This window comes from Hymenobacter sp. 5317J-9, from assembly GCF_022921075.1.
Taxonomy (GTDB): Bacteria; Bacteroidota; Bacteroidia; order Cytophagales; family Hymenobacteraceae; genus Hymenobacter.
Window position 1 is genome coordinate 22798 of record NZ_CP095050.1, and the last position, 12977, is coordinate 35774.

Consider the following 12977-nt stretch of genomic DNA (forward strand, 5'->3'; position numbering starts at 1 on the left):
CATTTTTACTAGTTGACTACTACGAAGCGTAGCTCGCCGACACGTCTTTGGCTACCTCGCGGATGGCCTTGGTGCCGGCGTCCTCCAGCTTGCCGGCTTTCAGGGCCTTCAGCACGTCGGGGTAGCGCGAGTTCATCACCTGGCCGAACTCCTTCTCGAACTCACGCACGCGGTTCACGGGCACGTTGTCGAGGAGGCCGTTGGTGGCGGCGTAGATGATGGCCACCTGGTCTTCCACCTTCACGGGCGAGAACTGGGGCTGCTTCAGAATTTCGAGGTTACGACGGCCGCGCTCAATGGTGAGCTTGGTCGAGGCATCGAGGTCGGAACCGAACTTGGCGAAGGCTTCCAGCTCACGGAACTGGGCCTGGTCAAGTTTCAGGGTACCCGATACCTTCTTCATCGACTTAATCTGGGCGTTACCACCCACGCGCGATACCGAGATACCCACGTTGATGGCCGGACGCACCCCCGAGTTGAACAAGTTCGTCTCGAGGAAAATCTGGCCGTCGGTGATGGAAATCACGTTGGTCGGGATGTAAGCCGATACGTCACCGGCCTGCGTCTCAATCAGCGGCAGAGCCGTCAGCGAGCCGCCGCCTTTCACCAAGTGCTTGATGCTCTCGGGCAGGTCGTTCATGTCGCGGGCGATTTCGTCCGACGAGTTGATTTTAGCGGCGCGCTCGAGCAGGCGGCTGTGCAGGTAGAATACGTCGCCGGGGTAAGCTTCGCGTCCGGGAGGACGACGGAGCAACAGCGACACCTCGCGGTAAGCCACAGCCTGTTTCGACAAGTCATCATACACCACCAGCGCCGGACGGCCCGTGTCGCGGAAGAACTCGCCGATGGCAGCACCGGTGAAGGGCGCGTAGAACTGCAGCGGCGCGGGGTCGGCGGCCGGAGCGGCTACCACCACGGTGTAGTCCATGGCACCGCCTTTGGTCAGCGACTGCACCACCTGGGCGATGGTCGAAGCCTTCTGGCCGATGGCCACGTAAATGCAGAATACCGGCTGGCCAGCTTCGTAGAACTCGCGCTGGTTCAGGATGGTATCGATGGCCACGGCCGACTTGCCGGTCTGACGGTCACCGATAATCAGCTCGCGCTGACCCCGGCCAATCGGAATCATGGCGTCAATCGACTTGATGCCCGTCTGCATGGGCTCGGTCACCGGCTGACGGTAGATTACACCGGGAGCTTTGCGCTCGAGGGGCATCTCGTACAGTTCGCCCGTGATGGGGCCGCGGCCGTCGATGGGCTGGCCCAGCGTGTTCACCACGCGGCCCACAATGCCCTCGCCTACTTTGATGGAGGCAATTTTGTTGGTGCGCTTCACCGTGGCGCCTTCCCGGATTTCCGAGTAGTCGCCCAGCATCACGGCACCCACGTTGTCTTCTTCGAGGTTGAGAACGAGGCCCTGCAGGCCGTTCTCGAACTCAATCAGTTCGCCCGCTTGGGCCTTGCTCAGTCCGTAAATGCGAGCCACGCCGTCGCCCACCTGCAACACGGTGCCGACTTCTTCCAGCTCGGCTTCGGACTTGAAATTGGACAGCTGCTGCCGCAGGATTGCGGATACTTCGTCCGGACGTACTTCTGCCATGGTTTGGGAAATTAGTAGTTAGTAATAAGTAGCTAGTAGCAAGTAGTGGGTATCCAGAAGGTAGCGCAGTATCCGTCGCAACGTCTAACTACTTGTTACCTGATACTTAATACTTAAAACCCTACAGTTGTGGTTGGTAAGAATTTTCTTGCAAAGAGGTGCGCAGCTTGCGGAGGCTGGTGCGCACGGAATCGTCAATCTGATTGTCGCCGACGCGCAGAATGAAACCGCCAATCAGCGCGGGGTCCACTTTCTCGGTCAGCTTCACTTCGGTGAGGCCGGTTTGCTGGGTCACCAGCTTTTCCATCTCCGCACGCGAGGCGGCCGTGAGCGGCGTGGCCGACGTCACTTCCGCCATCTGAATGCCTTGCAGAGCGTTGTACTGCACCTGGAACTCCTGGCCCATGCTTTCCAGCGCCGCCTCCCGGTTTTTCTCGGTGAGGATGGTGAAGAAGCGCATGGTCATGTCCGACACCTTGCCGCCGAAGATGGCTTTCAGGATGGCCAGTTTCTTGTCGTGCTTCACAATCGGGTTGCGGAGCAACAGCCGCAGCTCGCGGCTTTCGGTCATGGTCTTGCTCAGCAGGTCCATGTCCGCTTTCACGCTATCCAGCGTGCCCATTTCCTTGCCTAAGTCGAGGAGCGACTTGGCGTAGCGGGCCGCTACTCGTTGGTCAGCCATTAGTTGGTATTAATTGGCAGTTGTTTGTTGTCAGCTGTCAGCGTGCAACAGCCATTTGCATGACCGGATAACTGACAACTGGAAACCAGCAACTAGTTCAGTTTAACGTCTTTCAGATACGAATCCACCAGCTGCGTCTGGGCAGCAGGCTCGGCCAGCTCGCGGCGCAGGATGCGCTCGGCGATGTCGACCGATAGTTTGGCAGCCGTGTTTTTCACCTCGGCCAGGGCCGCGTTTTTCTCCTGCTGGATGGCTTCGCGGGCTTGCTGAATGATGGTGTTGGCTTCGGTGGTGGCGCGGGCGCGCTCGGTTTCGCGGTGCTGGTTGGCCATCACGGTGGCTTCCTGCATCATGCGGTCGCGCTCCTGGCGGGCTTCGGCGAGCAACTTCTCGTTGCCGGCTTTCAGCTGCTGCATTTCAATCTTGGCCTGGTCGGCCATGCGCAGGGCGCTTTCGATGCTGTCCTCACGCTCTTTCAGCGAGTTCAGAATCGGTTTCCAGGCGAACTTGGCCAACAGAAACAGCACCAGCAGGAAAATAACCAGTTGCCAGAAAATGAGGCCGAGTTCGGGGGTGAGGAAAGCTGGCATAAAGAATTATATAGGTAAAACCGTTGAAGACAATCGGCTAAGGCAGCTACAGGCAGTAGGAGCAGGTAAGCCCGCCGCGCAGGGCTGCACAAGCAGCAGCGGGCGGCGGGCTTCCAACTACTTCCGGGCGCTAGGCCCGGCAAAACTTCTTAGAGCTTGGTCCAGATAAGAACGCAAACCACGACGGCAAACAGACCGAGACCTTCGATAAGAGCGGCGGCGATAATCATGGCCGTTTGAATCTTACCCGAAGCATCGGGCTGACGGCCGATGGCGTCCATGGCGCTGCCGCCGATGCGACCAATACCCAGGCCTACGCCCAGGGCAACCAAACCAGCACCGATACCGGCACCCATTACAGCCAAACCAGGACCGTAGTTAGTCGCCATTTGGGCAACAGCCTGCAACAACAAAGAGAGAAGCATAAAAAAAGAAAAAATGGAAAAAGAGAAAAATTAGCCGAGCCCGCAGCGGGGGGGGGGATTGCCACGGTCCGACTGAAAAAATCGGATAGCCGGGCCAACGGCCCGACGGGAGATTCAGAGATTAGTGAGCGACGTGAGGTGCGGCGGGGTCCTCGTTGTAGCCGATTTGCAGGTCGGCATCGTGGTGCTCTTCCACGGCGCCGCCGATGTACATGGAGGTGAGCAGCGTGAAGATGAAGGCCTGCAGCAGGGCCACAAGCAACTCAAGGATGTTGATGAACAGGCCGAAAGCCAGCGTCACCGGGGCCACGGCCCACGATTTGAAGATGAACACCAGGCTGATGAAGCTCAGCACCACGATGTGGCCCGCCGTGATGTTGGCGAACAGACGAATCATGAGCGAGAAAGGCTTGGTGAAGATGCCAATCACCTCCACGATAATCATGATGGGCAGCAAGGGCTTGGGCACGCCGGGCGTGGCGAAAATGTGGGCCCAGTAGTACTTGTTGCTCGATGCCAGCGTGATAACCAGCGTCATGAGGGCCAGCACCATGGTCACGGCGATGTTGCCGCTGAGGTTGGCCGCGCCGGGGGTGAGGCCCAGCAGGTTGTTGAACCAGATGAAGAAGAACACCGTGAGCAGGTACGGCATGTAGCGCTCGTACTTCGGGCCGATGTTTTTCTTGGCCACTTCGTCGCGAATGAAGACGATGATGGGCTCGAAGAACGACTGAATGCCCTTGGGGGCGCGGCCGTGGTTCTTGGCGTAGCCGCGGGCCACAGCGGTGAAGATGACCAGCATCAGCACGGCGCTGCCGATGAGGGCGGCAATGTTCTTGGTGATGGAGAAGTCGTAGACTTTGCTGCCGTCGGTGCTCACGAGGTGCTCGTGCTCCAGCTTCAGACCTTCGTATTCTTTGGCGGGGCCTTCGGCTTCGCCGTTGGAGATGTGCTTGGAGGAGAACACCGACAGGCCCTTGCCGGGGCGGTAGGCGATGATGGGCAGGTAGGTGGTGAAGCTGCCGTTGTCGGTAGCCAGCCAGTGCCATTCGTGCGAATCACCGATGTGGTGCAAAATCATTTCGCCGGGATTGAAGCCCTCCTCTTTGGAAGCCTCGTTGGCGGGTTCGTTAGCAAAAACGGACAGAGATAGGAAGCAGAGAAGAACGGAAAGTAAATGCTTCATCTAAAGTTAATTAATGACCAATTTCGGGCTAAAGTGCTATGTTTGCGACACTTGCTTTTCCGAAATCGGCCGCAAGTTACTCAAAGTAGCCCAGATTTCAAACCCGACCCATGAAAAGTACAGGAGGAAGAAGGCCCCGAGGAAGGTCCAAACGCCTCTTCCTTCGTGGGCGCCGCCCCGGGCCAGATGCACCGTGACGAGGGCCAGCGAGGCCAGCAGCCGGATGGTCATGCCCACCAGATAACCGACGCCGAGATTGGTGGGCGACACGGCCACGAGCCGGGCAGTGAGGCCGTAGGTAAGCAGCGTGAGGCCTGCCATGAAGCCGAACAGCAGCCAGGTGCGCGGGTGAATAACGGCCGTGCCGAACCCGCGCTGCAGGACGAAAATGAGCAGGGCCAGCGCCCCGGCAAAAACAAGAAACTGGCGCAAAAACCGCATCGTGAATTAACTAAACCGTTGAATGGCGCCTGGCCCTACTCCGCGCCTTTGGTGAGGCTGCGGATGACCTGAAACATGGCCACGAAAACCCCGAGCAGCGCGAGGCCGATGGTAAACCACGGGTTCTGGGTCTGGAAATGGCCGTCGAGCCAGGTGCCTACCCACGTGGCGCCGCCGATGATGGCCAGCATCTGAAACGCCAGCCCGGAGTACTTGGCAACGGCCTGGAGACGGTTGGGGCCGGGAGGCGGAGGCGAAGACGGCGAGGACATGGGAACGGGCTGAGAAACAGAACCGCAAAGGTACGCCGCGGGCAGGGGCCGCGTTTGCCCCCGGAAAAACGTAATTTTACTTCTTCGGCTGCGTTAGCTTTCGGGCGCCGACGAACATTTCGGGTTGCCGCGCGCGTTGCGTGGGCGACGACTTGCTTTTATTCCTTCCTTCTTGGCTTTGACTCACAACTCGCTGACATACCGCTGCGCGGCCCTGGCTCTCTTCCTGCTGGGCCTGGGAGCCGCGGGCTGCGCTTCGGATAAAAACCTGGTGGCGCACGCGTTCAACAACGTGGCGGCCCGGGACAACGCCTACTTCCTGGCCCGCGAGAAGCTGCACGCCACCGAAGACAAGCTCTACGCCGCTCGCATCAACGACTACAACCAGACGCTGCCGCTGTTTCCGACCTTGGACAGCACCACGGTGCGCGCCAACCGCGCCGATTTGAACGACATCATCAAGAAGGCCTCGCTGCCGATTCAGCACCGGCCGGGCTCGGACTGGACCGACGACGCTTATATTCTGGTGGGCTGGTCGCGCTTCTACCAAATGCAGTTCGACGACGCGGCGCAGACGTTTAAGTATGTGAACTCGACCAGCAAGGACGCCAACGCCAAGCACGAGGCGTTGATTGGGCTGATGCGCACCTTCGTGGCGCAGGGCGAGATGGAGAGCGCCAAGGCCGTGTCGGACCTGCTCGACAAGGAAGTGGGCCTGCCCCAGGATGCTCGCCAGCTGTTCCTGACGCGGGCCGACTACTATATTCGTACCGAGGAGCCAGCCAAGGCCATTCCGCAGCTGGAGAAAGCCATTCCGCTGATTGACTTTAAGAACGAACGGTCGCGCACGCGCTACATCCTGGCGCAGCTGTACCAAGACGCGGGCGAGAACAAGAAGGCCTACGAGCAGCTCGACCAGATTCTGGCCCGCAACCCGCCGTATGAGCTCGACTTTCAGGCCAAGCTGATGCTGCCGCAGGTGTCGGACCTGACGCCGGAAAGCCGGGAGCGGCTGAACAAGACTTTCGCGGGCTTGCTGAAAGACCCCAAAAACAAGGACTACCGCGACAAGATTTACTACGAGATGGCGCGGCTGAACTACCGCGAAAAGAATTACCCGGAAGCCCTGAAGCTGCTGCGGCAGTCCATTGCGGCCACGACCACCAACCGCCTCCAGAAAAGCTACACCTACCTGCTGGCCGGCCGCATCTATTACGAAAACCTGCAGAAGTACCGGCTGGCTGCCGCCTACTACGACAGCACGGTGCAAACCCTGAATAAGGAAGCCAAGACCTACGCGGCCATCAAGGAGCGCAGCGAGATTCTGCGGGACTTTGCCAAGCAGTACACCATCATCGAGACGCAGGACAGCCTGCAGGCCCTAGCCAGATTGCCCGAGCCTGCGCTGAGCGAGAAGCTGAACTTGTACGCAGCGGCCGAAATCGACCTTAAGCAGAAGGAGGCGGCCAAGCTGGAAGCGCAGCAAAAGGCGCAGGCCCGCGACGCCGAGTTCCGGAACCGCGTGGCCAACGGCGGCGGCTCGGCCAGTCCTTTCCCGGGTGGCAGCGCCACTCCCGACCCCATGGCCTTTGACCCCACGGCCCCGGCCAGCGGTGCCAAATGGTATTTCGACAACCCCGCCACGCTGGGCACGGCGCGGGCCGACTTCATTCGGAAATGGCAGGACCGCAAGCTGCAGGACAACTGGCGCACGGTGCGCCAGACCGGCAATTCGCCCAATGCCACGGCCAACGGCGGCGTGCCCCTCACCGTGACCGGCAACCGCACTACCGGCGTGAACAGCGGCCCGGACTCGGCGCGCACCGCCGCCCCCGTGGACCCCAACGCCGAGAAAAACGCCTTGGTAGCTCAGTACCGCGCCGCGCTGCCGCTCACGCCGGCCCAACTGGAGGCGTCCGACAAGCTGGTGGAAGCGGCGATGTACGAGCTGGGCGGCATCTACAAAGAGCAGCTGAAGGAGCGCGAAAAGGGCTTTGAAGTGTATGAGAAGCAGGTGACGCGCTATGCCCGCGGCCCGCACGCGCCGGATGCCTACTACCTGCTTTACCTCTACTACAAGGACAAGCCCGACGCGGCGAAAATGGCCCAATACGCGGCCGCTTTGCAGAAGGAGTTTCCTACCTCCATCTACGCCAAGCTGATTGCCGACCCGCTGTACCGCGAGCACGAGCTGGCGTTGCACAACGCCGTGGCCAGCCGCGTCGACTCGGCGTTCACGCTTTACAAAAACCAGGAATTCAAAAAGGCATCAGCCATCCTGGCCCGCACCGAGAAGCAGTTTCCGAAAAGCGACCTCAACGACCGGGTGGCGTACATGAAGACGCTGCTGGTGGTGCGCACCCAGGCCCCGCTCACGGCGCGCTCGTCGGTGGAGAAGTTCTATAAAGACTACCCCGACAGCCCACTGGTGCCCCAGGCCCAGGCCCTGGCCGAGTCGTACAAGAAGCAGAGCACCGGCCAGATTGCCGGAGCCCTGGCCTCGACGGAGAAGCCAGTGGTGTCGCTTTTCCGCCCCGGCGAGGTGGACAACCGCATGCGCATCTTCTACCGCGAAGACGAGACGCCCTACAAGGCTCTGAACCCCGTGGCCCCGGATGCCAAGCCGGCCGATGCGCCCGCACCAGCCCCGGTGCCCACCTCTTCAGGCATTACGGCGCCGCGCTCCACCACCGAAGCCATAGCCCCGGCTGGTTCGGCGGGACCGGCTCCGGTACCTGCCAAGCCGGTGGTGCCTGCGAAAGGTAAAAAAGCCGAGGCTCCGGCCGTGACTGCCCCGGCCCCCGCGCCGGCTACGCCCACTACCACGCCCCCGCCCACCAGCCCGGCCGGAGCGGCCTCCGCACCCAGCGTAGCCCCGGCTACTGCAGCGCCTACAGCCCCCGCCACGGCATATACCACGCAGCTCAGCGGGGCCCACGCGGTGGTGCTGGTGTTTCCGAAAGCTACGCCGCCCGCCGCCGACCTGGCCACCCAGCTTACCACGTATAACAACCGCTTTTTCCGGGCCAACAACCTGCAGTTGGAAACCCCGGCCTTGGGTGCCGACCAGTCGCTGGTAGTCATCCGGACGATGCCGGGCGCCAAAGTGGCCCAGAGCTACGCCACCAAGCTGCGCGGGCCGCAGTCGCCGCTGGCGCGCCTGCGCGGGGCCGGCTATCAAACCCTTGTCATCAGCCTCGAAAACCTGGCGCTGCTGCAGGCCAGCGGGGATTTGGCGGGGTATTTGAGTTTTTACCAGAAAGTGTACAAGTAAGCCGCTGGAGCAAAAGCTCCGTCATGCTGAACGCAGTGAAGCATCTCTACCGCAGCTGTAATCCACTTTACGCTTGCGGCAGAGATGCTTTATTGCATTCGGCAGGACGTTCCGGCAGCACGTTTGCGCTTGCTTGCTACGTAAACTGCTTGCCCGCTTCCCAACCTCTATTTTTGCGTAGTATTTCGTTTTCATTGCCAATATGCCAACCTCCTCTCCTGCCCGCCGCCCCAAGCCCACGCCGCTGAAACCTACGCGCCGGGGCCGGTTCACGGCTTTTGTTCGGACCATGTGGGTGCTGTTTGGCGTCGGCGTGGTGGGGCTGGGCCTGTTTGTGCTGGCCGTGAGCGGCAATTTCCTGAACCTGTTCGGGCGCATGCCCAACCTGAAGACGCTGGAAAACCCGCGCTCGGAGCTGGCTTCCGAAATCTATTCTGCCGACGGGGTGCTGCTGGGCAAGTACTTCCGCGAAAACCGGACGCCCGTCGAGTTCAAAGAACTGCCCCAAAACCTGATTGATGCCCTCATTGCCACCGAAGACGTGCGCTTCGAGCAGCACTCGGGCATCGATGCCAAGAGCGTGCTGCGGGCCGTGACCGGCGTGCTCACCTTCTCGCACAACGGCGGCGGCTCCACGCTCACCCAGCAGGTGGCCAAGGTGCTGTTTAAAACCCGCCAGGACCTCAACGACGGCTCCCTGAACGGCAACGGCAAGCTGGGCCTGCTCATCACCAAGACCAAGGAATGGATTCTGGCCATCCGGCTGGAGCGCAACTACACCAAGCGCGAAATCATGCGCATGTACCTGAACACGGTGGAGTACGGCTCGAACTCGTTCGGCATCAACACGGCGGCCAAGACCTTCTTCAACAAGCGCCCCAAAGACCTGAGCACGCCCGAGGCCGCCACGCTGGTGGGCATCGTGAACGCGCCGGGCCGCTTCAGCCCCGTGGTGCACCCCGACCGCTCGCGCAAGCGCCGCAACTGGGTGCTGCGCCAGATGGCCAAGTCGCACTACATCACCGACGCCGAACTGGCCCAGGACACCGCCAAGGCCATTGTGCTGCACTACTCCGTCGAGAATCCCAGCAAGGGCCTGGCTCCCTATTTCCGGGCCGAGGTGGTGAAGTCGCTGCTGGCCTGGGCCAAGGAAACCGACCACGACCTCTACGCCGACGGCCTGAAAATCTACACCACCATCGACTCGCGCATGCAGGCTTACGCCGAGAAGTCGCTGGCCGAGCACCTGTCGCTGCAGCAGAAATGGTTCACGCAGCACTGGAAAGGCCAGCTGCCCTGGCGCGACGAAACCGGCAAGGTCATCCCCAACTTCCTGAACGTGGCCATGCGCCGCACCCAGCGCTACAAGTCGCTGATGAATCAGTTCGATGGCAACCGCGACTCGGTGAACTACTACCTGCACAAGAAGTACAAGATGCCGGTGTTCACGTGGCAGGGCGAGAAGGAAATGCTCATGTCGCCGCTCGACTCGCTGGCCTACTACAAGCGCTACCTGCAAGGCGGCTTCATGGCCATGAACCCCCTGAACGGCCAGGTGAAGGCCTGGGTGGGCGGCCCCAACTACAAGTTCTTCAAGTTCGACCACGTGCGCCAGGGCAAGCGCCAGCCCGGCTCCACGTTCAAGCCCATTGTGTACACGGCGGCCATCGAGGCGGGCGGCTTCTCGCCGTGCTACCCGCGGCCCGACGTGGCCACCACCTTCCCGGCCGTGGCCGGCCGCGCCGCTTACACGCCCAAGAACTTTGAAGGCAATTTTTCGGGCCGCACCTTCACGCTGCGCCAGGCCCTGGCCCGCTCCATGAACTCCATCACCGCCTGGCTGGTGATGAAGCTGGGCCCCGAAACCATTGCCACCTACGCCAAGCGCCTCGGCATTACCTCGCCCGTTGATGCCGTGCCGTCCATGGGCTTCGGCACTTCCGACTGCAGCATCTACGAGCTGTGCGGCGTGTACTCCACCTTCGTGAACAAGGGCGTGTGGACCTCGCCCATCATGGTGACGCGCATTGAGGACAAGAACGGCAACGTGCTGCGCGAATTCGTGCCCCAAACCCGCGAAGTGCTGAACGAGGAAACCGCCTACATCATGACCAACATGCTGCAGGCCAGCACCACCGAGCCCGGCGGCACCAGCACCATCCTGCACACCGGCTTCAAGTTCCCGTATGAAATCGGCGGCAAAACCGGCACCACCTCCAACTACTCCGACGCCTGGTTCATGGGCATCACCCCCGACCTGGTGTGCGGCATGTGGATAGGCGGCGAAGACCGCAGCATTCACTTCCGCAGCGGCACCTACGGGCAGGGCGCCCGCCTGGCACTGCCGCTCTACGGCCTGTTTATGCAGAAGGTGTACAAGGACAAGAGCATCGGCATCGACACTGGGCCCTTCCCCAAACCCGCGGCGCCGCTCAGCATCGAAATCGACTGCTCGAAGTACTACGGCGGCCAGCGCGACACCATCCCCTACGACCAGAAGATGCAGGTGCCCGACGCTTCCGACCTCGACGATAAGGACATTTAACCTCACTTCCTGCGCATTTTCCTTTGTGGCCGACGACCTTTCGTCGGCCACTTTTCGTTATTCTTGGGTCGAATCCTCGGGAGCCGTTTCCTTTGGTTCGCCTTTACCTACAATACCCTGCCATGGCCGCCAATCCTGAACTACAAGCCCAAATCAACGGCCTCCCGCACCGCCCTGGTGTGTACAAATACTTCGACGACGAGGGCATCATCTACGTGGGCAAGGCCATCGACCTGCGCAAGCGCGTGAGCAGCTACTTCACCAAAAACGACCACAACAAGAAAACCCAGCAGCTGGTCCGCAACATCAAGCGCCTCGAGTTCACCATCGTGGATTCAGAGTCCGATGCCTTTCTGCTCGAAAACAACCTCATCAAGCAGCACCAGCCCAAGTACAACATCCTGCTCAAGGATGGCAAGACTTACCCTTACCTCTGCCTCACCAACGAGCGGTTTCCGCGCCTCATTCCCACACGCAACAAGATTAACGACGGCTCGCGCTACTACGGCCCCTACGCCAACGGGACGGCCCTCAACGTGCTGCTGGAACTCATCCGGGCCTTGTATCCGCTGCGCACCTGCAACTTCAACCTGAGCCCAGCCAACGTCGAAGCCGGCAAGTTCAAGCCTTGCTTGGAACTGCAACTGGGGAATTGCAACGCCCCCTGCGTGGCCCGCGAAGATGAGGAAACCTACAACGGTTACATCCAGCAAATTCGCAACATTCTCAACGGCGATTTGCGCATTCCCAAGCAGTACTTCCGGGAAAAGATGACGGCCGCCGCTCAGGAAATGCAGTACGAGCTGGCCCACCAGTTCAAGGTCAAGCTCGACAAGATTGAGGCCTTCCAGGCAAAGTCCACCATCGTCAACGCCTCGCTCACCAACATCGACGTCTTCGCCATCGCCAGCAACGAAAAATCGGGCTTCATTACCTACCTCAAGGTGATGAATGGCAGCATCATTCTGACGCAGTCGCTCGAAGTCACCAAGAAGCTGGACGAAGAAGACGCCGAAATCCTGGCTCCGCTCATCATGCAGATGCGCCAGGAGTTCGAAAGCGAATCGAAGGAAATCCTCACCAACGTAACCGTGGAGCTACCGCTGCCCGGCGTCGCCCTAGCCGTGCCCCAAATTGGCGACAAGCGCAAACTGCTCGACCTAGCCATCAAAAACGTGCTCTATGCCCGCAAGGAGAAGGAAAGCATGAACGAGCGTAGCAAGGACCTGAACGAGGTGCGCATCATGGAAACCATCAAAAAGGACCTGCGCCTCACCGAGCTGCCCAAGCACATCGAGTGCTTCGACAACTCCAACTTTCAGGGCGACAACCCGGTGGCGGCCATGGTGTGCTTCCGCAACGCCAAGCCCAGTAAAAAAGACTACCGCCACTACCACATCAAAACCGTCATCGGCCCCAACGACTTCGACTCCATGTACGAAGTGGTGAGCCGCCGCTACCGCCGCCTAGTCGACGAGGGCGCCAGCCTGCCCCAGCTCGTCATCGTCGACGGCGGTAAGGGCCAGCTCAGCATGGCCGTCAAGGCCCTAAAAGACCTCAGCCTCTGGGGCCAGATTCCCGTCATCGGCATTGCCAAGCGCTTGGAGGAAATCTACGTTCCCAACGACCCGCTGCCGCTCTACATCGACAAAAAGAGCGAATCCTTGCGCCTTTTTCAGCGCATGCGCGACGAAGTGCACCGGTTCGGCATCACCTTCCACCGCTCGCGCCGCGACGCCGCCACGCTCAAAACCGAGCTTACCGACGTCAAGGGCCTCGGCCCCGTCACCGCCGACAAGCTGCTCAACAAGTTTAAGTCCGTCAAAAAAATCCGGGAGCTCTCTGAAGCCGAGCTTATCGCCGAAGTAGGCAAGGCCAAAGCCAAAGTCTTGCAGAACTACTTCGCCGAAAACGAAGCCCCCTCCCACCCCATGCCGGCCCGCCAGCTCCCGAGTTGATGCG

General features: G+C 60.6%; 10 protein-coding genes. 3 read left to right on the top strand and 7 right to left on the bottom strand.

All coding sequences use genetic code 11. The annotated features are described in order from the left end of the window. Positions 1-19: 19 nt before the first annotated feature. From atpA to MUN81_RS00120, 7 genes are all read right to left on the bottom strand, one after another. On the bottom strand, positions 20-1600 hold the full coding sequence (gene atpA, locus MUN81_RS00090; RefSeq protein ID WP_245114384.1) for a F0F1 ATP synthase subunit alpha: 1581 nt from the start codon (positions 1598-1600) through the stop codon (positions 20-22). Positions 1601-1721: 121 nt separating this feature from the next. Continuing rightward, a complete protein-coding gene (gene atpH / locus MUN81_RS00095; RefSeq protein WP_245114386.1) occupies positions 1722-2282 on the bottom strand; it encodes an ATP synthase F1 subunit delta in 561 nt (186 codons plus the stop codon). A 92-nt stretch (positions 2283-2374) separates the two neighbouring features. After that, positions 2375-2872 (bottom strand): F0F1 ATP synthase subunit B, encoded by a 498-nt coding sequence (locus tag MUN81_RS00100; protein ID WP_245114387.1) that lies wholly within the window; start codon positions 2870-2872, stop codon positions 2375-2377. A 149-nt stretch (positions 2873-3021) separates the two neighbouring features. After that, a complete protein-coding gene (atpE, locus tag MUN81_RS00105) occupies positions 3022-3297 on the bottom strand; it encodes an ATP synthase F0 subunit C (RefSeq protein ID WP_046243983.1) in 276 nt (91 codons plus the stop codon). A gap of 121 nt (positions 3298-3418) precedes the next feature. Next, entirely contained in the window at positions 3419-4483 is a 1065-nt protein-coding gene (gene atpB, locus MUN81_RS00110; RefSeq protein WP_245114389.1) for a F0F1 ATP synthase subunit A, read from the bottom strand. Between the two features lie 36 nt (positions 4484-4519). Then, positions 4520-4915: a hypothetical protein gene (locus MUN81_RS00115; RefSeq protein WP_245114390.1), complete on the bottom strand. Its 396-nt coding sequence runs from the start codon at positions 4913-4915 to the stop codon at positions 4520-4522. A 44-nt stretch (positions 4916-4959) separates the two neighbouring features. Then, positions 4960-5196, bottom strand: a complete 237-nt coding sequence (locus tag MUN81_RS00120; protein WP_245114391.1) for an AtpZ/AtpI family protein — start codon at positions 5194-5196, stop codon at positions 4960-4962. 172 nt (positions 5197-5368) lie between these two features. Between MUN81_RS00120 and MUN81_RS00125 the strand changes: the two genes are divergently transcribed. From MUN81_RS00125 to uvrC, 3 genes are all read left to right on the top strand, one after another. Beyond that, positions 5369-8470, top strand: a complete 3102-nt coding sequence (locus tag MUN81_RS00125; RefSeq protein WP_245114392.1) for a hypothetical protein — start codon at positions 5369-5371, stop codon at positions 8468-8470. A gap of 202 nt (positions 8471-8672) precedes the next feature. Next, the gene (locus MUN81_RS00130) at positions 8673-11015 is read left to right on the top strand and encodes a transglycosylase domain-containing protein (RefSeq protein WP_348533153.1); all 2343 of its coding nucleotides are present in this window, start codon (positions 8673-8675) and stop codon (positions 11013-11015) included. A gap of 122 nt (positions 11016-11137) precedes the next feature. Then, complete coding sequence (uvrC, locus tag MUN81_RS00135; protein WP_245114393.1) at positions 11138-12973, top strand: excinuclease ABC subunit UvrC; 1836 nt, start codon at positions 11138-11140, stop codon at positions 12971-12973. The last annotated feature ends 4 nt before the right edge of the window (positions 12974-12977 follow it).

Excerpts from the sequence above, each read along its gene's own strand:
- MUN81_RS00120 (WP_245114391.1), bottom strand. The coding sequence starts at position 5,196 with ATGTCCTCGCCGTCTTCGCCTCCGCCTCCCGGCCCCAACCGTCTCCAG.
- MUN81_RS00100 (WP_245114387.1), bottom strand. The coding sequence starts at position 2,872 with ATGCCAGCTTTCCTCACCCCCGAACTCGGCCTCATTTTCTGGCAACTG.
- uvrC (WP_245114393.1), top strand. The coding sequence starts at position 11,138 with ATGGCCGCCAATCCTGAACTACAAGCCCAAATCAACGGCCTCCCGCAC.
- atpH (WP_245114386.1), bottom strand. The coding sequence starts at position 2,282 with ATGGCTGACCAACGAGTAGCGGCCCGCTACGCCAAGTCGCTCCTCGAC.
- atpE (WP_046243983.1), bottom strand. The coding sequence starts at position 3,297 with ATGCTTCTCTCTTTGTTGTTGCAGGCTGTTGCCCAAATGGCGACTAAC.
- MUN81_RS00130 (WP_348533153.1), top strand. The coding sequence starts at position 8,673 with ATGCCAACCTCCTCTCCTGCCCGCCGCCCCAAGCCCACGCCGCTGAAA.
- atpB (WP_245114389.1), bottom strand. The coding sequence starts at position 4,483 with ATGAAGCATTTACTTTCCGTTCTTCTCTGCTTCCTATCTCTGTCCGTT.
- atpA (WP_245114384.1), bottom strand. The coding sequence starts at position 1,600 with ATGGCAGAAGTACGTCCGGACGAAGTATCCGCAATCCTGCGGCAGCAG.